Genomic DNA, 21,642 nt, shown 5'->3' with positions numbered 1-21,642 from the left:
TTATCTCTCTTGCTTCGAAATTAAATGGAACGCCATTCTATATGGACCGCGATTCCTGATTGAATTTCGTTATTTCCTGGTTGCAATGTCGTGACGACTAGCGAGAGAAGTAACACCCGATTTGCTGTCATTTACATCGCAGACTCATCAACTGAATTACCGGCTTAATTTCCAACTGGTCAGGCCATTCTATTTTGGTCCGGCCAAAAATGCAATAAGGTCTAGCCAATTAAAATCATTAATGGCATACTGGCCTGACCAATTTTAGGTAAATCTATCCACCAACCAATGAGGACGCCGTGAAAATCACCGATGCCAAGGTCATCATCTGCTCTCCAGGCCGCAATTTCGTTACCCTAAAAATTTATACCGATGAAGGATTAACCGGCATCGGCGACGCTACGTTGAATGGCCGCGAATTAGCGGTCGCCTCATACCTTACAGATCACGTGATTCCCTGCCTGATCGGCCGTGACGCCCACCAGATCGAAGACATCTGGCAATACCTGTACCGCGGCGCTTACTGGCGACGTGGCCCCGTTACGATGAGCGCGATTGCCGCAGTCGATACCGCCCTGTGGGACATCAAGGCCAAGGCCGCGAATATGCCGCTGTATCAATTGCTCGGCGGCAGAAGCCGCAATGGCGTCATGGTGTACGGTCACGCCAACGGTGGCGATATCGAAGAAACCGTTGATGAAGTGTTGCGTTACGCGGAGATGGGCTATAAGGCGATCCGCGCGCAGGCCGGTGTGCCTGGCTTGAAAAAAGTCTACGGCGTGTCGAAAGACAGCATGTTCTACGAACCTGCCGACGCCTCACTGCCATCCGAGCACGACTGGTCGACCGAACGCTATCTGGACCACGCACCGAAACTGTTTGACCGCCTGCGCGATAAACTGGGCTTTGAGCATCATCTGCTGCACGACGTCCACCACCGGCTCACGCCAATCGAGGCGGCGCGCCTGGGCAAATCGCTGGAACCATACCGCCTGTTCTGGATGGAAGATCCAACCCCGGCCGAGAATCAGGATGGATTCAAGCTGATCCGCGAACATACGGTAACGCCGATAGCGGTCGGCGAAGTATTCAATACGATCTGGGATTGCAAAGAACTGATCGAGAAACAATATATCGATTACATCCGCGCCACCGTGGTCCATGCCGGCGGTATCACACACCTGCGACGCATCGCCGACCTGGCTGCGATGTACCAGGTGCGTACCGGCTGCCATGGCGCCACCGATTTGTCGCCGGTCTGCATGGGCGCGGCGCTGCACTTCGATACCTGGGTACCGAATTTCGGCATTCAGGAATACATGCGCCACACGGAAGAAACCGACGCGGTATTCCCGCACGATTACCGGTTCGAGGACGGCTTCCTATTCGCAGGTGAAACACCCGGTCACGGTGTCGATATCGACGAAGCGCTGGCAGCCAAGTATCCTTACCAGCGCGCCTACCTTCCGGTGAACCGCATGGCCCATGACGGCACGCTCCACAACTGGTAATACCCTGCGTAACTGAGAGCGCGCAGAGTTAATGCGCGCTCTCTCTAGGAATGCGAATGGAAACAACCCAAACTCCACCGGGACCAGCGAGCCTGGTCTCTGCAACGATCCGCCTTCATCAGGCGGACAACGTCGTTATCGCGCGCGCGCAATTAGTGACGGGCATGTGGCTGGCGGCTGAAGGAATCAACGTATCAGGCCTGATTCCGCCCGGCCACAAAATTGCTACCAGCCGCATCCAGGCCGGCCACGCAGTACGCCGTTACGGCCAGATCATCGGCTTTGCGGCCCAAGACATCGATCCTGGCCAGCACGTCCATACGCACAATCTGAAAATGATCGATTTTGCACGTGAGCATACTTTCTGTGCCGACGCGAAATCGACCCGGTTTGTGGAGCAACCGGCCACCTTCATGGGCATTTTGCGTCCGGACGGCCGCGTTGCAACCCGCAATTACATCGGCATCCTGACTTCGGTAAACTGTTCGGCCACTGCTGCCCGTGCAATTGCAGACCACTTTCGGCGCGATACCAACCCGCAAGCGCTGGCAAATTATCCGAATGTCGATGGCGTGATCGCCTTGACACACGGTATCGGCTGCGGCGTCGATCCGGAAGGCGAGGCGCTGGCATTGTTGCGGCGCACGCTGGCCGGCTATGCCCGGCATCCGAACTTCGCTTCGGCGCTGCTTGTCGGCCTCGGCTGCGAAACCAACCAGATCGACGGCCTGCTCAACGCCCACGGCATGAGCGAAGGCAAGAACCTGCGCAGCTTCACGATCCAGGATAGCGGCGGCACCAGGAAGACCGTCGAAAAAGGCATCGCCATCGTCGAGGCCATGCTGGCGGAGGCCAATACCGTCGCACGCCAGCCGCTGCCGGTCAGCCATCTGGTGGTCGGCCTGCAATGCGGCGGCTCCGACGGCTATTCCGGTATTACCGCCAACCCGGCGCTGGGCGCTGCGGTCGACCGCCTGGTACAACATGGCGGCAGCGCGATTCTGTCGGAGACGCCTGAAATCTACGGTGCCGAGCATTTGCTCACGCGCCGCGCCAGCACCCCCGCAATCGGCGACAAACTGCTGGCGCGCGTGCGCTGGTGGGAGGATTACTGCGTGCGCCAAAATGCAGAGATGAACAACAATCCATCGGCCGGCAACAAGGCCGGCGGCTTAACCACCATCCTGGAAAAATCGTTGGGTGCGGTGGCCAAGTCGGGTAGCACCAATCTGGTCGATGTAGTGGAATACGCCGCAGCGGTCACCGCCAAAGGCCTGACGTTCATGGACACGCCCGGCTACGATCCGGTGTCCGCCACCGGCCAGGTTGCCGGCGGCGCCAACGTCATCTGCTTTACCACCGGACGCGGCTCGGCCTATGGTTGTGCGCCCTCCCCGTCGCTGAAGTTGGCGACCAATTCAGGACTGTGGCAGCGTCAGAAAGATGACATGGATCTCAACTGCGGTGGCATCGCCGACGGCACCACCGATGTCGATACAGTAGGCGAACAGATTTTCCGCATGATCATCGATGTCGCTTCCGGCACCCGCACGAAGAGTGAAATCCACGGTTACGGGCAAAATGAATTCGTGCCCTGGCAAATTGGGGCGGTGATGTAACGCAGAGAACCGCGGCGGAACGCAATATCAAGCATCTAGCGAATCAACTGGAAAAGGAGTAATGGCTATGTCGTCACCGAAAAATGAATCGGGCCTGCCCACCCTCGGACGCCGTCAGTTTTGCGCGCTCGTCGCCAGCTCACTCGTCGCTCCGGGTATTGCTTGGTCGAACGAGGTCACCGGCAACGTCGTGCTTTACACGTCTGTCGGGCCGGAACTTAACCTGTACAGCGTGAACGAAAGCAATCTCGCTTTGACGAAGGACAGCTCCACGATGCTGCCCGCAAACATACAGTACGTGTGGCCCCACCCTTCCAGGAAAATTTTCTACGTGGCGTACAGCAATCGCGCAGGCTCCTCCCCTGGCACCGTTCACGGCGTTGCGGCACTACGCGTTGACGGACGATCGGGACGCCTGCAACCGGCCGGCGAACCGCTCAAGCTGAACAACAGGCCGATCAACATTACCGTCTCTAAAAATGGCGCGCATTTGCTGGTGGCCTATAACGACCCGAGCGAACTCGATGTCTATCAGATCAATCCGGATGGATCGCTGGGTGCCAAAATAATCCAGGCAACAGGGCCTGAGGCTGGCATCTACGCCCATCAGGTACGAGTCTCGCCCTCGGACCGGACAGTCGTCTTGGTGACACGGGGTAACGATGCGGCCAGCAGCAAGCGCGAGGACCCGGGAGCACTCAAGGCATTCGATTTCAAGGATGGGCAATTATCGAATGAAAAGTCCATCGCGCCCGGCAGCGGGTACGGATTCGGACCTCGACACGTTGATTTCCATCCGACCAAACCGTGGATGTACGCATCCATGGAACGCGAGAATCAACTTCAGGTGTTTGGCCTGCAGGATGGAACAGTGACTGCAGCGCCCCTGTTCATCAAGACAACCTTGTCGGAACCCTCAAATATCCGACCGGCGCAGGTCGTGGGACCTGTGCACGTTTCCCGCGACGGGAAGTTCGTGTATCTGGCCAATCGTTCTGACGGAACCGTCGATTTCGACGGAAAAAAGGTATACGCAGGCGGCGAGAACAGTATCGCCGTATTTCGTATCGACGAGAAAACCGGCGAGCCCACGCTGATTCAGAACATTCCCACCCAGAGCTTCCACGTGCGTACATTCACGCTGCATCCGAATGGCAAGATGCTGGTCGCGGCGAGCGTTGCGCCGATGCTCGTGCACGAGGACGATAGGGTCAATAAGGTTTCAGCTGCGTTATCCGTATTCCGCGTTGAAGACAATGGCATGCTCACGTTCGTACGGAAGTCCGACATCGATACGACTGCAGGCCCCATGTTCTGGTGCGGATTGATCGCACTTGACGACGATTGGTCGAACAACGCGGCTTGAGTCATGAATCAGGTTTTCCGGGCGGCTTAGATTCTCGATCAATCTTGCTCCGGCAAGACGGGCTCGGTCCAGCCGTAGGGGAAACCGGGAAGAAAAGCGCGTGACGGTCAATATTTCCCCACCACAAAAGAAAAAAGCCACCGGTTAGGGTGGCTTTGTTTTCTTTCCAATGCGCTTAAACCCGCATGGATACTACATGTACTGGCGGAGAGGGTGGGATTCGAACCCACGGTACGATTTAACGTACGCTTGATTTCGAGTCAAGTACATTCGACCACTCTGCCACCTCTCCGGTTTCGGTCGACTTGCTGTGTTTAATGCAGCAAAGCGCAAGATTATAGCAGACTCTTTTTGACTGTGGAATGTCTTTTTATTCGCGCCATCCCACAGTAAATACCTGCCCCTGCCTCACGCCAAATAGTTACGTCAAATCAATGACTTACACGCTCAGTTTAGTGATACCACCCATGTAAGGATGCAGCACCGCCGGGATTTCCACGCTGCCGTCTGCCTGCTGGAAATTCTCCAGCAAGGCAACCAGGGTGCGCCCTACCGCCAAACCGGAACCGTTCAGTGTATGCACCAGCTCGGTCTTGCCTTGCGCATTGCGGAAACGGGCTTGCAGGCGACGCGCCTGGAATGCTTCGAAGTTGGAGACCGACGAAATTTCGCGGTAGGTGTTTTGCGCCGGCAGCCACACTTCCAGATCGTAGGTCTTGGCTGCACCAAAACCAATGTCGCCGGTACACAACGACACCACACGATACGGCAGGCCGAGTTTCTTCAAGATGTTTTCGGCGTGACCGACCATTTCTTCCAATACTTCATAGGACTTTTCCGGATGCACGATTTGCACCATTTCGACCTTGTCGAACTGGTGCTGGCGAATCATGCCGCGCGTGTCGCGGCCGTAGCTGCCGGCTTCCGAACGGAAACACGGCGAATGTGCAGCCATCTTGATCGGCAGCGTTTCGCCGGCAACGATTTCGTCGCGTACGATGTTGGTCAGCGGAACTTCGGCCGTCGGGATCAGATACAACGCAGCATGGTCGGCGCCCTGCTCACCTTCCTGGCCGCCCTTTTTCACTGCAAACAAATCTTCTTCGAACTTCGGCAACTGGCCGGTGCCGCGCAACGAATCGGCGTTGACGATGTAGGGCGTGTAGCATTCGGTATAGCCGTGTTCAGCGCCGTGGGTGTCCAGCATGAACTGGCCCAGAGCGCGATGCAGACGGGCAATGCCGCCCTTGAGGACGACAAAACGCGAGCCGGTGATCTTGGCGGCGACGTCGAAATCCAGACCCAAGGCCGCGCCGACATCAACGTGGTCGCGTACTTCAAAATCGAAGCTGCGTGGCGTGCCGACTTTGCGCACTTCGACATTGCCAGCCTCGTCGGAGCCGACCGGCACCGTTTCGTGCGGGATATTCGGCACTGACAGCAAGAACGCGCTGACCTGCTCCTGGATCTGATCCAGCTTGGTTGCCGACGCTTTCAGTTCATCGCCGATGCCTGCGACTTCAGCCATCACGGCTGAAGCGTCTTCACCCTTGCCTTTCAGCATGCCGATTTGCTTGGACAACGCGTTGCGCTGGCCTTGCAATTCTTCCGTACGGGTCTGGATTTGCTTACGTTCAGCCTCCAGTGCATTGAAGCCGTTGACGTCTAACTGGAATTTGCGCGCGGCGAGACGGGCGGCGACGGTGGCAATGTCTTTACGTAGAAGTTGGATGTCGATCATGGACTTGGTATAGATAGGGGAAGGAATAAGCTGCCATTGTACCAAGCCCCGCCAGTCCCCGGCCAGCCAATCTCAGCGATAGAAATTGCAACAAATACAATAAAACAAAGTTTAATGCGATGCAAAGCGTTGCACCTTGCATCGCACGCCGGCAAATTTACTTACCCAGATCGACCTTGCTGAAGTCATGCAACGCGAACGCCGACATCTTGAAACCGATCACATTCTTGCGTATCGGCGTATGCGTCAGCGAGTGCGCAAGCGGTATCCAGGGCGCTTCTTCATGCACCGTCACCTGCGCCTGCTCGTACAGCTTGGCGCGCTCGGCCTGGTTCGTGCTGAGCTTGGCTTTCTGAATCAGCGCTTCAAAACCTTTGTCACACCAGCGCGCGGTATTGCCGCCGCTGCGTACGGATTCGCAGCCCAGCAAAGTTGCAAAAAAATTATCGGGATCGCCGTTGTCGCCTGACCAGCCGAACATCATCGCCTGCTGCGCCCCTTGCTTGCTGCGCTTCAGGTACTCGGTCCATTCGTAGGTGGCGAGAGTGGCCTTGACGCCGATCTTTGCCCAGTCGGCCTGGATCAGTTCTGCCATGCGCTTGCCGTCCGGATTGTAGGGACGGGTCACCGGCAGGTACCAGAGTTCGACCGTTACGCCATTGGGATAACCAGCCTTGGCCAGCAATGCCTTGGCCTTGACCGGATCGTAGCCATAGTCCTGGATCTTGTTGTCGTAGGACCAGAGCGTAGGCGGAATCGGATTTTTGGCAATCTGGCCGGCGCCCTGATACACCGTTTTGAGAATTGCCTGCTTGTCGGTAGCCAGGTTCAGTGCCTGACGCACCAGTTTGTTATCGAATGGCTTTTTCTCTACATTGAAGGAGATGTAACCGACGTTCAAACCTTCCTTGGTCAACAGGGTGATCGCCGGATCGGCTTTCATCAATTCGATATCGGCCGGCTTGGGAAACGCCATCACCTGGCATTCGTTGGCCTTGAGCTTGGCGTAACGCACCGAGGCGTCCGGCGTGATCGCAAAAATCAGGTTGTCCAGTTTCGGCCGGCCATCCCAATAGGCATCGAAGGCCTTGTAGCGAATCACCGCGTCTTTTTGGTAGGACACGAACTGGAATGGACCGGTGCCGACAGGCTCGCGATCGATCACATCAGGCGTACCTGCCGCCTTCATCTTGTCGGCATATTCGGCGGAGAGAATCGAGGCGAAGTCCATCCCCAGGTTGGCGATGAACGGGGCCTCCGGATGCTTCAGCTTGAAGACCACGGTGTAGGCGTCGACTTTGCTGATCTTGTCGACGATCTTGTCCATGCCCATGTCGAGGAAGTAGCTGAAGCTGGCGCCGGTATCTAGCTTATGGAACGGATGATTGACATCCGCCATGCGATTGAACGAGAACAGCACGTCGTCGGCATTGAAATCGCGGCTTGGCTTGAACCTGGCGCTGCTGTGGAACTTGACGCCTTTGCGCAGCTTGAAAGTATAGGTCAGGCCGTCATCCGATACCGTCCACGATTCCGCCAGGGCCGGAATAATTTTTGTGGTTCCCAATTCAAAGGCGACCAGGCGGTTGTACAAAGGCACCGAAGAAGCGTCGAAAGTAGTACCGGTCGTGAACAGTTGCGGGTTGAAACCCTCCGGGCTACCCTCCGAGCAAAACACCAGGGTCTTGGCCGCAATCGCCACATTGGCGGTGCTACACAGCAGTGCGGCGATGCCAATTGCGGCGGCGAGTTTCAGTTTCGTACCTTGCATCTTTCCCTGCGTCTTCTCCTTTACCATATGCCATTTCCTGTCATTGAATTTCTTCCACCCGATGGCATGCCACGTGGCTACCGTCAAACTCGCGCAAAGCCGGTACTTCTTGCCGGCATCGCTCGATTGCATATGGACAGCGATTATTGAAACTACAGCCAGGCGGCGGCGCCAATGGCGACGGCAGTTCTCCCGGTAACATCATCTTTTGCTGGCGCTGGGCCGGATCGATGCGCGGGGTGCTGGCCAGCAGCGCCTTGGTATACGGATGCAGCGGTCGGCTGAATACCTGCTGCTTGCTGCCGTGCTCCACGGTTTTACCGAGGTACATCACCAGCACATCATCGGCAATATGCTCGACTACCGACAGGTTATGCGAAATAAACAGATAGGCGACACCGCTGGCTTGCTGCAAATCCATCAGCAGGTTCAGCACCTGGGCCTGGATCGATACGTCAAGGGCGGAAACCGGCTCGTCGGCGACGATCACCTTGGGGTCCAGCATCAAGGCGCGCGCTATCGCCACCCGCTGACGCTGGCCGCCAGAGAACATGTGCGGGTAACGGCTGTAATGTTCCGGCCGCAAGCCGACCTTGGCCATCATTGCCTGCGCCTTGTCAGCACGTTCCTTGCTGTTGAGCGGCGTATTGATGATCAGCGGCTCTTCCAGCATCTGCCCGACTTTTTTGCGCGGATTCAAGCTGGCGTAGGGGTTTTGAAACACCATTTGCACCAGCGGCCGCACCCGTTTCAAGGTAGCGCTATCAGCATCGGCGATGTTGGCGCCGTCCATCCACAATTCGCCACCGGTAGGCGGCTCGATCATCGTGATCTGGCGCGCCAGGGTGGATTTACCGCAACCGGACTCGCCCACCACTGCCAACGTTTTACCTGGCTGCAAGACGAACGAGATGCCGTCCAGCGCGCGTGCCGTTGCCTTTGGTTTGAACAGGCCTTGCGATACGCTGTAATGCTTGATCAGGTTTTTTGCTTCGAGCAAAACCACCGGGCTGGCAAGCGCTTCTATAGTCGAATTCATCATCATGCAGCCCCACTGCTTAGTATCAGATCAGGTGTTTTGCGGGATATTTCCGACCAGCCGTTAGTCGGCTGGCCGTCATGATCCAGCGGAAAATGGCAACGGACCTGCTCTTGCGCTTCTCCCAGCAACTCCGGCCGCACTTGTCGGCAACGGTCTTGCGCATACGCACAGCGCGGGCTGAGCAAGCAGCCGGTGGGGCGATCATACTGGCCCGGCACCACGCCAGGAATGGTTTGCAGACGTGCGCGGCCGATATTGTGTTCCGGCAGCGCCGCCAGCAAGGCCTGGGTGTAGGGATGTTTGGGCGCGTTGAAAATATCCGGCACACGGCCGGTCTCCACTACCTGCCCTGCATACATCACCACTACCCGCTGCGCAGTCTGGGCGACGACGCTAAGGTCGTGGGTAATCAGCATCAAGGCCATGCCGCGGTCGCGCTGCAATTGCAGCAGCAACTCCAGCATTTGCGCCTGCACCGTAACGTCCAGCGCCGTGGTCGGCTCGTCCGCAATCAGCAAACGCGGATTGCAGGCAATCGCGATGGCGACCATCACCCGTTGACTCATGCCGCCGGAGAGCTGATGCGGATAAGCATCCAGGCGTCGTTCCGGATCGGGAATGTCAACCTGCTTGAGCAGCGCCAGCGCTTTGGCGCGCAATTCTTTACTGGAGCCGCCCTGGTGCACGCGCAGGGTTTCAATCAATTGATAAGCAACCGTAAAAGACGGATTGAGGCTGGTCATCGGATCCTGGAAGATCATGGCGATGTCTTTGCCTAACATTCCACGCCGTTCTTTTTCAGGCATTTTCAGCAAGTCGCGACCATCGAACGCCATCTGTTCGCCTTTGACGCGGCCCGGGTAATCGATCAGTCCCATCAGCGCCAGTGACGTGACGCTCTTGCCGGAGCCGGATTCGCCGACAATGCCGACCACTTCGCCAGCCTCGATGCTCAGGTCCAGGCCATCGACTGCGGTAAAGGGCGCTGCTGTCGATCCGAATTCGACCCGCAGCTGCTTAATTTCTAGGAGTGCCATGTTGAATCTCGCCTTATCGTTTCAGTTTCGGGTCGAGCGCATCGCGCAAGCCGTCGCCCATCAGGTTGAACGCCAGTACCGAGATCAAAATCGCCAGGCCGGGGAAAGCAACCACCCACCAGGCGCTCTGGATGAATTCCATCGCGCTGGCCAGCATCGAACCCCACTCAGGTGTCGGCGGTTGTGCACCCATGCCGAGAAAGCCAAGTGCTGCCGCATCCAGGATGGCGGAAGAGAAACCGAGCGTGGCTTGCACGATCAACGGCGCCAGGCAGTTAGGCAGCACGCAATTGAACATGATGCGCAAGGTGCCGGCGCCCGCGATACGTGAGGCGCTGACGTAATCGCGCGACATCTCGCCGATGACCGCGGCCCGCGTCTGCCGCGCATAGTGCGGCAGCATCACGACAGCAATCGCATACATCGCATTCATCAGCCCAGGCCCGAGGATGGCAACCACGGCGATGGCCAGCAACAAGCTCGGTAATGCCAGCATGATGTCCATCAGACGCATGATGGCGACTTCAACCATGCCGCGGAAGTAACCGGCCAGCAGGCCGAGCAAGACACCGGTGGTGAGCGACAGCGAGATGGACACCAGGCCGATCAACAGCGACAGGCGAACCCCGTGGATCAGGCGCGACAGCATATCGCGCCCGACCGGATCCGTGCCGAGCAGGAACTGGCTGCTGCCGCCTGCTTGCCATACCGGTGGCACCAGGGTGTGATCGCGGAATTGTTCGATCGGCGAATGCGGTGCGATGATGTCGGCAAACAAGGCTGCCAACACCATCATGACGATGATGGCCAGGCCGATTACGGCGCCGCGGTTCTGGCTGAAATAGCCCCAGAATTCGCGCAGCGGATGCGGTGGCGTGTTGACGGCTGTCTTCGGCGAAGCGTTAGTTTGCGGCGCACTAACGGGCGGTACATTGACGTTGTTCATGAGCGATGGCGAATACGTGGATTAATCACGCCGTACAGCAAGTCGACGGCCAGATTGACGAGGATGATGATGGTCGCCGACATCAGGATGCCGCCCTGCACCACCGGATAGTCGCGTCGTTGAATCGCCGCTACCAGCCATTTGCCGATGCCCGGCCAGGAAAAGATGGTTTCGGTCAGGATCGCGCCGGCCAGCAAAGTGCCAACCTGCAAACCGACCACTGTGACTACGGGAATCAAGGCATTGCGCAGAGCATGCACGCCCACTACCCGCCACGGCGAGAGGCCCTTGGCACGTGCGGTGCGGACATAATCTTCACGCAAGACTTCCAGCATGGCGGAGCGCGTCATGCGCGCAATCACTGCCAGCGGAATGGTGCCGAGTGCGATGGTAGGAAGGATCAGATGCGACAGCGCGGATTTAAAAGCGCCGCTATCGTCCGACAACAAGCTATCTATCAGCATGAAACCGGTGACCGGCGGCACGTCAAACAGGATATCGATACGGCCCGAGACCGGGGTCCAGCCCAAGGTCACGGAAAACAGCAGGATCAGCAACAGCGCCCACCAGAAGACCGGCATGGAATAACCGGTCAGGGATACGCCCATCACCGAATAATCGAGTACGGTATTGCGCTTCAAGGCTGCCAGTATCCCCGCTGGGATACCGATGATCAGGGCAAACAGAATCGCGCAAAAAGACAACTCCAGCGTCGCCGGAAACAATGTCTTGAATTCAGTCAGCACCGAGGTATGCGTCATGATCGACATGCCCAGGTCGCCCTTGAACAGGTTGCCGAGATAGTTAAAGTACTGCATGTATATCGGTTGATCCAGACCAAGGTCGTGCGCCATTTGCGCGTAACGGGCCGGGTCCATGCCGCGCTCGCCGGTCATGGCTTCGACGGCGTTGCCGGGGATAAGGTGTATCAGTAAAAACACCAGCAGCGTGATGCCGAGAAAGGTCGGAATGACCAAACCGACACGTCGCAGGAGAAATCCAAACATTGGCATTACCTGTTCGATGAAAGATGACAGCAACAACACTGTCGTTTACTAACGGTAAATTTAAGCCGCTCCTACCTTATTATCTAGTGAGGTAGTGAGCGGCTTAATAACAGAACAAAAACCAGGCCGTGATTTACTTGGCCAGATCAACCTTCTCAAAGTGATGATGGGCAAACACGGCCATCTTGAAGCCGATCACTTCCTTGCGTACCGGTGTGAAACGGACCGAATGGGCCAGGTCTATCCATGGCGCTTCTTCATGCAAGATCACCTGCGCCTGCTCATACAGCTTGGCGCGCTCATCCTGCTTCGGTGTCAGCTTGGCCTTTTGGATCAGCGCTTCATAATCCTTGTTGCACCAGCGTGCCGTGTTACCGCCGCCTTTGACGCCTTCACATCCCAGCAACGGTGCGAAGAAGTTATCCGGATCGCCATTGTCGCCGGACCAGCCGAACATCATCGATTGCTGATCGCCCAGCTTGCTGCGTTTCAGGTATTCCGTCCATTCGTAGGTGGTGAGCTTGGTCTTGACGCCGATTTTTGCCCAGTCAGCCTGGATCAGCTCGGCCATGCGCTTGCCGTCCGGGTTGTATGGACGGGTGACCGGCAGGTACCACATTTCGACTTCAACGCCGTTCGGATAGCCGGCTTTAGCCAGCAATTCCTTGGCCTTGACCGGATCGTAGACATAGTCCTTGATCTTGTCGTTGTAGCCCCACAGGGTTGGCGGGATCGGATTTTTTGCGGCGATACCGGCGCCTTGATAAACGGTCTTGAGGATGGTTTGCTTATCAACCGCCATGTTCAGCGCCTGACGCACCAGCTTGTTATCGAACGGCTTTTTCTCGACATTGAACGAAATGTAGCCAATGTTCAAGCCTTCCTTGGTCATCATCTTGATGGATGGATCCGCTTTCATCAATTCGATGTCAGCCGGTTTCGGGAACGCCATTACCTGGCACTCATTCGCCTTGAGCTTGGCATAACGCACCGACGCATCAGGGGTGATGGCGTAGATCAGGTTATCCAGCTTTGGCCGGCCACCCCAAAAAGCGTCAAAGGCCTTGTAGCGGATCACGGCGTCCTTTTGGTAAGACACGAACTGGAACGGACCGGTGCCGACAGGTTCACGGTCGATCACTTCAGGCGTGCCCGCCTTCTTCATGTTGTCGGCATATTCGGCCGACAGGATCGAGGCGAAATCCATGCCCAGGTTGGCGATGAACGGCGCTTCCGGATGCTTCAGCTTGAACACCACGGTGGTGTCATCGACTTTTTCCACCTTGTCGATGATCTTGTCCATGCCCATGTCCAGGTAGTAGCCGAAGGTCTGGCCGGCGGCAAGCTTGTGATACGGATGATTGGGGTCGCCCATACGGTTGAACGAGAACACCACGTCGTCGGCGTTGAAATCGCGGGTCGGCTTGAACTTGGCGCTAGTATGGAACTTGACGCCTTTACGCAGCTTGAAAGTGTAAGTCAGGCCGTCCTCGGACACAGTCCACGATTCGGCCAGGCCTGGAATCGGCTTGGTAGTACCCAGTTCGAATTCGACCAGGCGGTTGTACATCGGCACCGACGATGCGTCGAAAGTTGTGCCGGTAGTGTACAGCTGCGGATTAAAGCCTTCCGGGCTGCCTTCCGAACAGAACACCAGCGTCTTGGCCGCTGCCGCATAACCGGCGGTGGCGCACAGGACGGCGAGCAAGGTAGCCTTGGCAATCAGTTTTCTTTTCATCACAGGTCTCTTTCTTAAGGTTATGGTGAAGGTGGTGTATTTAACAACAATTCACATCGAGAACACAAGCTTGAATGTACAACGCATTTCACTACGGTTTCAAACCTTCTTTAAGCCACCATTTAAGCCGCCATCAAGGCTTCAATCTCGGCACAGGTTTTAGGAATCGCCGGGCCCAATACGCGTGCTCCTGAACTGGTCACCAGCACATCGTCTTCAATCCGGATGCCGCCAAAATCCATATGCTCGACGAACTTCTCATAGTTAATCAGATTACTGTGGCGCGCTTCCGCCTGCCAGCGCTGAATCAGTGCCGGAATAAAATACATGCCCGGCTCGACGGTCACCACCATGCCTGCGCGCAAAGGCTTTGCCAGGCGCAGATTGCGCAGGCCAAACAGTTCGCTGCGGCTGACGCTGGCGTCGTAACCGACACGGGTTTCACCCAGGCCTTCCATATCGTGCACGTCCAGCCCCATCTGGTGGCCGAGGCCGTGCGGGAAGCAGATCGCGTAGGCGCCTGATTCAACCACTTGCTCCGGGCTGCCGTTAAAAAATCCCAGCTTGACCATCGCAGCGACCATATGACCGGCGGCCAGCTTGTGCACCTCAAGATAAGAAACCCCCGGCCGCATGGCGCCGATAGCCAGTTGCTGCGCGGCCAGCACGATTTCATACAAGCTGCGCTGGCGTTCGCTGAAACGGCCGCCGACCGGAAACGTGCGGGTGATATCGCTGGCATAACCCAAGGCGCTGGAAGCACCGGAATCGTTCACCACCAGATCGCCCGCTTGCAAAAGATTCTTGTGATCGCGGTTGTGCAGGATCTCGCCGCTGCGCGAAAAAATCATCGGATAGGCGTTTTGCAAATCATGGCTACGCATGATGCCTTCCATTGCCGCCACCACCTGATATTCATAGGTGTCCGCCTTGGCTTGCTGCATGGCGGCGATATGCATGTCGCGCGTGACGCTCAGCGCGCTTTCTATTTCTGCGATTTCTTCTTCGCCCTTGATTTCGCGCAACGCAATCACGGCAGCCATGAGGCTTTCTGAAGCACCGGCCTTGCATTGCTCCGGCGTGCAGTCCAGCAAATTAGCCAGTTCCAGAATAGTTTCGCCGCGATACGGCGGCAGGTAATGGATCGTGCGGCCTTGGCCGCGCGCTTGCGCCACCACCTCAGCCAAATGTTTATACGGCTGCACCGTTGCGATGTCTACCGACTCGGCGCGCTGCGCAAAAGAGGTTTGCGGCCCGACCCAGATCACATCGTCCAGGCCTGGATCATCGCCGAACAGGATTTCGCTATCGGCGTCGATATCGATCAGCGCCGCCAGATCCGGCTGGTTCAAGCCGAAGAAATAGGAAAACGAGGAGTCCTGGCGAAACCAGTAATGGTTATGCAAGTAGTTCATGGAGACATCGGTATTACCCGGCAACAGCAGCAGACCGGAGGAAAACTGCTGCTTCAGCTGGCGTCGGCGCTGCGCGTAGACTGCTGCGTTAAACGTGGACATGGCAACCCCGCTTTAGTGCGGCAACTTTAAATACGTCTTGAATCATCACTACTCCATTCCGCTGTCACTACTGACATCATTGTTCAGCTTTACACAAAGCGCCAGCAATCATGGCCTTTATGATTTTTTACAATTGCAAAAATCATGCCACAAGCTGCCCTCGTCCCACGTTCAATAAATCCGCTCAAAAAAATTCGGTCCCGCGCAGTAATTCTTCCTGATCAGGGGAAGCCGGCGATTGCGGCCCGTCAAACAGCGCCACGGTGCCGACCCAGATCACTTCGGCCACTTGATTCTCATGCGGCAGGGATTCAATACTGTGAGGAATATTCGCGTCGAAATGCAAGCTATCGCCGACACTCAGCACATAACTGTCTTTACCTACCGTGTAGCCGACTTGCCCGCTGAGCACGAAGATCATTTCATCGCCTTCGTGCGACACCATTTCCGATTTGTAGCCGGATGGCATGGTGAATTTCACCGAATGCACCTGGCTGCCAGGGAATACCGTCGATAGCCGTTCGTATTTAACCCGTCCGCTGGCGACCGAATACGGCTGCCGCTGGCTGCGATAGGTATCTGGCCTCAATTGCGCGGGTTGTTTGATCAGGTCGCCAATCGCCACGCCCAGCGCTTTGGCGATCACCACCAGCGAGGTGATCGAGGGGCTGGTCTGGCCGCGCTCAAGCTGCGAAATGAATCCCGCGGTCAATCCGGTTTCGGTCGCGACTTGCACCAGCGTCTTCTTGATAGCATGACGCCGTGCGCGGATCGATTTCCCCAGCTGTGGCATTTCCATTGTTTCTGTCTCCGGCCTGCATCTGGTATTTGTTCGTACTTATTTTTCGTTACTTCCAAATCGATCAACGCGATCTTGGCAGCGTTAATTCACAAGTAACTTTTTAATATTTAGCGTCAGCACCGCGGCTGCCAATACCGCTGCGACTTCGCCAGTCAGGCGTCGGAAATTATAGTCACACTAAAATTTGAGTCAAGGATCTTTTTCAGATTACCTTAGAAGCTGAAGGCTGGCCCGAATCAGGGACGGGCCTCGATCTTGCTTGAGAATGAGGCGTAGCGGATGCATTTTCGGGTGACTTTACGTCTCAAACCGAGTATTTTCAATATGTCCATGATGCATTTTTCTTACTTTCCCTGACCAACCCTCATTCAAGAAGACAAGACATGCCTATCAATCGCCGGAATTTCATCGCTCAAACCATTGCTGTCGGTTCATTGGTCGCAATCGGTCCTGTATTTTCTCAAGAACCCGAGTCAACCGCCGCCCGGATCAAACGCACAGGCAAGATACGCTTGGGGGCAATCAACGGCGCCTCGCCGTACTTCACAAAGGATCTGGCGACCGGCGAATGGCGTGGCTTCATGGTGGACCTTGGCCACGATCTTGCCAAATACCTCAAAGCCGAAGTTGAATGGGTCGAAACAACCTGGGGCAATGCAGTACTGGACGTGCAGACAAATAAAATCGATTGCCAGCTTGGCATGGCCCCATCTCCCGCGCGACGCGAAGTAGTTGATTTTTCCGGCCCGATTTTCCAAAACTACAACACGGTCGTCGCCAGGAAGGGATTCAATTTTGAACGATGGGAACAGCTCAACACACCTAGCGTCAAGGTGGCGGTGGATGTCGGATCGAGCCACGATCAGCTGGTGACCCGGATATTGCCGAAGGCAACCATATTGCGATTTGAAACCTCGGCCGCCGCCACCATGGCGCTGCAATCGGGTCGCGTCGATTGCCAGGTGCTGGTGATTCTGCTGTCGACCGCCCTGCTGACCAAGTTGCCGAACATCGGTCATATCGTATTCCCGTCTCCCGACGAAACCAACCCTACCAATGTCGGCATTCGCAAACAGACTGACCAGACCTTCACCAAGTCAGTAAATGCCTGGCTGGACCAGGCCAGGGCCTCAGGAAAAGTGAAAAGCACCATCCTCTCCAACATGCAAGCGCTGGTCGGCGTGCCGCCAACCGCATTTCCACCCCAGGTTCACTTTTAAGTTGTGAGGCAGGCATGTATCAGTGGGATTTTCATACGCTTTGGCAGTACAGGAATATCATTTTCGTTGGTTTTGGCTACACAGTCGGTTACACGATCATCGTCGTCATACTTGGATTGCTGGTTGGCCTGATTACCGGTCTGTGCCGGCTGTCGCCCAAGGTATACATATCGGGACCGTTCCGGGCTTATGTAGAACTGTTCAGATGCACGCCGGTACTGGTGCAGCTGATCTGGTTTTATTACGCACTGCCCATATTGACCGGTATTGAACTGACGCCCGGCATGGCTGCGGTGCTGTCATTGACCTTATATGGCGGCGCCTTCTATTCTGAAATCATCCGCGGCGGCGTGATTTCAATCGACCCGGGGCAAACCGAAGCCGGCATGGCATTAGGCATGACGCATTTCCAGCTGATGCGACGAGTGGTGCTGCCTCAGGCGTTCAAACGGATGACGCCGCCGCTGGTCAGTCAATCCATCATGCAACTGAAAAACACCTCGCTGCTATCGGTTCTGGCTGTGCCGGACCTGCTGTATCAAGGGCAAATCATCGCCCACGATACTTATCGGCCGCTGGAAATCTACTCGCTGATTGCGATTTTGTATTTTGCGATTTTGCTGCCTGCGACGATTTTGGCAAAGCGGCTTGAAGTGAAAATGTCTGATGGCAGGGGAACATAGCAATGGGTAGCGAAATGAATAGTGAGATGATTTCAATCCACAATCTGAAGAAATGTTTTGGCGATAACGTCGTACTAAAAGATATTTCCCTGCAAATCGACAAAGGCGCCGTGGTAGCGATGATCGGACCGTCAGGATCGGGCAAGTCGACTTTGCTGCGTTGTATCAATCTACTTACGATACCAGACGCCGGCATCGTCAATGTCGGTGGCCAGTCGATCACGTTCGACGGCAAAAACACGACACTGCCGAAAGCCCGCGACCTGGCGAAATTCCGCTCCAAGACTGGCATGGTTTTCCAGCACTTCAACCTGTTCCCGCATATGACAGTCCAGCAAAACGTCATGGAAGGCATGGTTACGGTGCTGAAAACACCGAAACATGAGGCCCGGATTGCAGCCGACGCCCTGTTGCAGCGGGTTGGCTTGAGCGATCGCGCGGACGCTTATCCCGGCATGTTATCGGGCGGGCAGAAGCAACGGGTCGCCATCGCCAGGGCTCTGGCCATGAAACCTGATGTGATGCTGTTCGACGAAGCCACTTCTGCGCTGGATCCTGAACTGGTGGGCGAAGTGCTGAACGTCATACGGTCGCTGGCGTCGGACGGCATGACCATGATCCTGGTCACCCATGAAATAGCGTTTGCAAGAGAAGTCGCCGACCAGGTGATTTTCATGCGGGATGGCGTCGTGGTCGAATCCGGGCCATCGGCTGTTGTCATCGACAACCCGGAGAAAGAAGCTACGCGCAGTTTCCTGTCACGCTTCAAGAATAGCGGGCAGTAGATACTACTAATAAAAAAAGGAAATAGCTTGAATTCAACTGCCAGCCAGCCCGCTGCCTTGCGCGTGGTAGTCATTGGCGCAGGTATTGTCGGCGCCGCCTGCGCTATCGAATTGCTGCGCGACGGCCACCATGTCACGCTGATTGACCCGGGCGAACCGGGCGGGACGCAGGCCACCAGTTATGGTAACGCGGCATGGCTAAGTCCGGCTTCGGTGGTGCCGGTTTCGATGCCAGGCTTGTGGAAAAAAATACCCGGATATCTGTTCAATAAAAACAGTCCGCTGACAATCCGCTGGAGCGCACTGCCATCATTACTGCCGTGGCTGATCAGGTTCATCTGGGCAGGCGCCAGCGTGGCCCGCGTCGAAGCCACCGCGCGCGCGCTGTCTGCCCTGCTCCACGACGCACCCGCACGGCATCGCGCGTTGGCCAAAGAAGCCGGTGTCGCGGAACTGATTGTCAGCAGCGGGCTGCTTTACGCTTATCCTGACCGAGCCGCTTTCGACGCTGAAGCGCTTGCCTGGCGTTTGCGACGCGACAATGGCGTCAACTGGGCGGAACTCGATGCGCAGGCAATCCGCGAACTGGTCCCCGAGCTAGACCGCAGGTATCAATTCGCGATCCTGGTGGAGCAAGGTGCCCACTGTGCCGATCCGGGGGCCTATGTTGCGGCGCTGGTTCGTCATGCGGTCAAGCAAGGAGCCGCCCTGCAACGTGCCAAGGCTTCAAGGTTTGATCTGCAAAATGGCCGCTTGCGCGCCGTCATTACCGACATCGGCGAACTCGCCTGCGACCGCGCCGTCATCGCCGCCGGCATCAACTCGAAAATCCTGGCCAGGTCGGCCGGCGACAAGATCATCATGGAGAGCGAACGCGGATATCACGTCGTCATAGAAAATCCACCGTTCAAACTGGCCGTGCCAGTAATGCCAAACGACGCCAAGACCGGCAATACATCGACGTTAGCAGGCCTGCGCATTGCAGGACAAGTGGAACTGACCACAATGCAGGCCGCACCGGACTGGAGCCGGGCTGAAACCCTGTTACGTCACGCCGTAGCGACCTATCCCGTCCTCGCAACGTCAATCAAAACAGCAGTCATCCAGCGCTGGATGGGACACAGGCCGTCAACCACCGATGGCCGTCCAGTGCTCGGAGCAGCGTCCGGCTGCCAGGATGTGATACACGCCTTTGGGCATGGCCACATCGGCCTGGCTTCGGGACCGGTTTCCGGCCGGCTGGTAGCTGATCTCGTCTCCGGTCGGCCCACCGTTATCGATCCGGCGCCTTATGCGGCAAAACGCTTCTTGTAACTTCAGGAGAAAACATGATCATTCGCGGCGGACGCGCCATATATGGCGAGAGTGTCGGCATTCTTGTGCTGGACACGAAATTCCCGAGAATTTCCGGTGATATCGGCAATGCCACCACGTTTGATTTTCCGGTGCGCTATAAGGTGGTGCAAGGAGCAAAGGCGGATCAGATCGTTGCGGCGCCGGACCGGGCACGCGCGTTACTGCCGGCATTTATCGAGGCCGCGAAAGAACTGGAAAACGATGGCGTGCGTGCAATCACCACTACCTGCGGCTTCCTTACCGTAGTCCAGGATGAAATCGCCGAGGCGGTGAACGTACCGGTGATTACATCAAGCCTGTTCCTGGTTCCGCTGTTGCGGCGCATGCTCGGGCCCAAGCGCACGATTGGCATCGTCACCGCCGATGCGCAAAGCCTGTCCGCCGACCATTTGCGCGCTGCGAGCATCGATCCCAACTGGCGGCTATTGGTACGGGGCATGGAATCGTACGAGTCTTTCAAAACCATCCTCGGCACAACGGACACTGCCACCAATCCTGACTATTCCCTGGATGTTGAACAAACCAGGCGCGACGTTACAGACGTGTGCCAGGCAATGCTGGCCGATGCACCTGATCTGGGCGCACTCCTGTTCGAATGCACCAACCTGCAACCGTACGCGGCGGCGGTGCAAGCCGCCACCGGGCTACCCATCTTCGGCATCTATCACGTCGTCAACATGCTTCACTCTGCCGCGGTATCACCTGGTTTTTCACACGGCTATCTGTGATTTTTACAACGCTTATTTACAACACTTATTTACAACACTTAACTCCTGGAAAAATTTTCCAGGAGCCCGGTGTAGGGTTTGGGCAAAGGAAAAGCCAGGTCGCGTCGCTTGCCCGTCTTAAGGCCAAGCTGCACCAGGCTTTCCGCCAGCTTTACCGCAACCGTCACACCATCGATCACAGCGATGCCAAGTTCGCTTTCAATTTTTTTGCAGAGATCGGTCATGCCGGCGCAACCCAGCACGATGCTGTCAACCTTGTCTTGCTGCATCGCCTGGCGACATTCTGCGAGGATGATGCGGTAAGCATCTGAACCGTGGTGCTCCAGATCCAGCACATTCAACGCACAGGCACGCACTTTGCGGCAGAAACGCTGCATGCCGTACATCTCGGCCAGATGCCAGGCGATGCCGCACGTTCGCTCAAGCGTGGTGACTACGCTGAAACTGTTACCGATCAGGCTTGCGGCATGCATCGCCGCTTCGGCGATGCCGATCACCGGGCCGCGCGCTGCTTCACGCGCGGCATACAAACCGGGATCGCCGAAGCAGGCGATCACATAGGCATCGACGGCGTCCGCTTCGCCTTTCCTGATTTCATCCAGGATGCCCGGCACGCTCAACGCCTCGTCGTAATGGCTTTCAATCGATGCCGGCCCCATGCCGGGGCTGACCGCTACAATTTCAGTACCCGCAGCGGCCACCCGGCGCGCGCATAGACCGATTTTCTCGGTCATGCTCCATGTTGTGTTGGGATTGATGATTTTAATTTTCAA

Annotated in this window: 18 protein-coding genes and 1 tRNA gene; 8 read left to right on the top strand and 11 right to left on the bottom strand. The window is 56.5% G+C overall.

Annotation, left to right across the window (positions count from 1 at the left end; translation table 11 throughout):
- Positions 1-299 precede the first annotated feature (299 nt).
- The 3 genes from manD (at position 300) to BM029_RS12410 (ending at position 4,496) form a co-directional block, all read left to right on the top strand.
- Positions 300-1,511 carry a D-mannonate dehydratase ManD gene (gene manD / locus BM029_RS12420; RefSeq protein WP_092436408.1) on the top strand — a complete coding sequence of 404 codons (1,212 nt, stop codon included), beginning with the start codon at positions 300-302 and terminating at the stop codon, positions 1,509-1,511.
- Positions 1,512-1,567: 56 nt separating this feature from the next.
- Positions 1,568-3,130, top strand: a complete 1,563-nt coding sequence (locus BM029_RS12415; RefSeq protein WP_371329114.1) for a UxaA family hydrolase — start codon at positions 1,568-1,570, stop codon at positions 3,128-3,130.
- Positions 3,131-3,197: 67 nt separating this feature from the next.
- Positions 3,198-4,496: a lactonase family protein gene (locus tag BM029_RS12410; RefSeq protein ID WP_170851059.1), complete on the top strand. Its 1,299-nt coding sequence runs from the start codon at positions 3,198-3,200 to the stop codon at positions 4,494-4,496.
- 202 nt (positions 4,497-4,698) lie between these two features.
- Here BM029_RS12410 and BM029_RS12405 read toward each other — a convergent pair.
- From BM029_RS12405 to BM029_RS12360, 10 genes are all read right to left on the bottom strand, one after another.
- A tRNA-Ser gene (locus BM029_RS12405) sits at positions 4,699-4,788 on the bottom strand.
- A gap of 147 nt (positions 4,789-4,935) precedes the next feature.
- Complete coding sequence (gene serS, locus BM029_RS12400; RefSeq protein ID WP_092436403.1) at positions 4,936-6,237, bottom strand: serine--tRNA ligase; 1,302 nt, start codon at positions 6,235-6,237, stop codon at positions 4,936-4,938.
- Positions 6,238-6,394: 157 nt separating this feature from the next.
- Positions 6,395-8,035, bottom strand: a complete 1,641-nt coding sequence (locus tag BM029_RS12395) for an ABC transporter substrate-binding protein (RefSeq protein ID WP_244545025.1) — start codon at positions 8,033-8,035, stop codon at positions 6,395-6,397.
- A gap of 13 nt (positions 8,036-8,048) precedes the next feature.
- Entirely contained in the window at positions 8,049-9,053 is a 1,005-nt protein-coding gene (locus tag BM029_RS12390) for a peptide ABC transporter ATP-binding protein (protein ID WP_092436401.1), read from the bottom strand.
- The gene (locus BM029_RS12385) at positions 9,050-10,087 is read right to left on the bottom strand and encodes an oligopeptide/dipeptide ABC transporter ATP-binding protein (protein WP_092436399.1); all 1,038 of its coding nucleotides are present in this window, start codon (positions 10,085-10,087) and stop codon (positions 9,050-9,052) included. The genes BM029_RS12390 and BM029_RS12385 overlap by 4 nt, the downstream gene beginning before the upstream one ends.
- A gap of 13 nt (positions 10,088-10,100) precedes the next feature.
- Positions 10,101-11,033, bottom strand: coding sequence for an ABC transporter permease subunit (locus tag BM029_RS12380; RefSeq protein WP_092436397.1), 933 nt, complete (start codon positions 11,031-11,033; stop codon positions 10,101-10,103).
- Positions 11,030-12,040 (bottom strand): ABC transporter permease subunit, encoded by a 1,011-nt coding sequence (locus tag BM029_RS12375; RefSeq protein ID WP_092436470.1) that lies wholly within the window; start codon positions 12,038-12,040, stop codon positions 11,030-11,032. The genes BM029_RS12380 and BM029_RS12375 overlap by 4 nt, the downstream gene beginning before the upstream one ends.
- 133 nt (positions 12,041-12,173) lie before the next feature.
- The gene (locus BM029_RS12370) at positions 12,174-13,778 is read right to left on the bottom strand and encodes an ABC transporter substrate-binding protein (RefSeq protein ID WP_092436395.1); all 1,605 of its coding nucleotides are present in this window, start codon (positions 13,776-13,778) and stop codon (positions 12,174-12,176) included.
- A gap of 122 nt (positions 13,779-13,900) precedes the next feature.
- Entirely contained in the window at positions 13,901-15,295 is a 1,395-nt protein-coding gene (locus tag BM029_RS12365) for an aminopeptidase P family protein (protein ID WP_092436393.1), read from the bottom strand.
- Between the two features lie 184 nt (positions 15,296-15,479).
- On the bottom strand, positions 15,480-16,094 hold the full coding sequence (locus tag BM029_RS12360) for a helix-turn-helix domain-containing protein (protein ID WP_092436391.1): 615 nt from the start codon (positions 16,092-16,094) through the stop codon (positions 15,480-15,482).
- A 386-nt stretch (positions 16,095-16,480) separates the two neighbouring features.
- On the opposite strand from BM029_RS12360, the gene BM029_RS12355 reads away from it, so the two are divergent.
- From BM029_RS12355 to BM029_RS12335, 5 genes are read left to right on the top strand one after another with little or no spacing between them, the layout of a single operon-like run.
- Complete coding sequence (locus BM029_RS12355) at positions 16,481-17,317, top strand: transporter substrate-binding domain-containing protein (protein ID WP_092436388.1); 837 nt, start codon at positions 16,481-16,483, stop codon at positions 17,315-17,317.
- A 14-nt stretch (positions 17,318-17,331) separates the two neighbouring features.
- On the top strand, positions 17,332-18,000 hold the full coding sequence (locus BM029_RS12350) for an amino acid ABC transporter permease (protein WP_092415039.1): 669 nt from the start codon (positions 17,332-17,334) through the stop codon (positions 17,998-18,000).
- Between the two features lie 26 nt (positions 18,001-18,026).
- Positions 18,027-18,785 carry an amino acid ABC transporter ATP-binding protein gene (locus BM029_RS12345; RefSeq protein ID WP_139217240.1) on the top strand — a complete coding sequence of 253 codons (759 nt, stop codon included), beginning with the start codon at positions 18,027-18,029 and terminating at the stop codon, positions 18,783-18,785.
- 27 nt (positions 18,786-18,812) lie between these two features.
- Complete coding sequence (locus tag BM029_RS12340; protein ID WP_211482472.1) at positions 18,813-20,099, top strand: NAD(P)/FAD-dependent oxidoreductase; 1,287 nt, start codon at positions 18,813-18,815, stop codon at positions 20,097-20,099.
- A 14-nt stretch (positions 20,100-20,113) separates the two neighbouring features.
- The gene (locus tag BM029_RS12335) at positions 20,114-20,869 is read left to right on the top strand and encodes an aspartate/glutamate racemase family protein (RefSeq protein ID WP_092436386.1); all 756 of its coding nucleotides are present in this window, start codon (positions 20,114-20,116) and stop codon (positions 20,867-20,869) included.
- A gap of 38 nt (positions 20,870-20,907) precedes the next feature.
- Here BM029_RS12335 and BM029_RS12330 read toward each other — a convergent pair whose 3' ends face one another.
- Positions 20,908-21,642: an aspartate/glutamate racemase family protein gene (locus tag BM029_RS12330; protein ID WP_092436384.1), complete on the bottom strand. Its 735-nt coding sequence runs from the start codon at positions 21,640-21,642 to the stop codon at positions 20,908-20,910.

The organism is Collimonas sp. OK607 (assembly GCF_900111995.1).
GTDB lineage: Bacteria > Pseudomonadota > Gammaproteobacteria > Burkholderiales > Burkholderiaceae_D > Collimonas.
The sequence above is the reverse complement of the archived record's forward strand: the minus strand, read 5'-3'. Positions and strand labels throughout refer to the sequence as shown.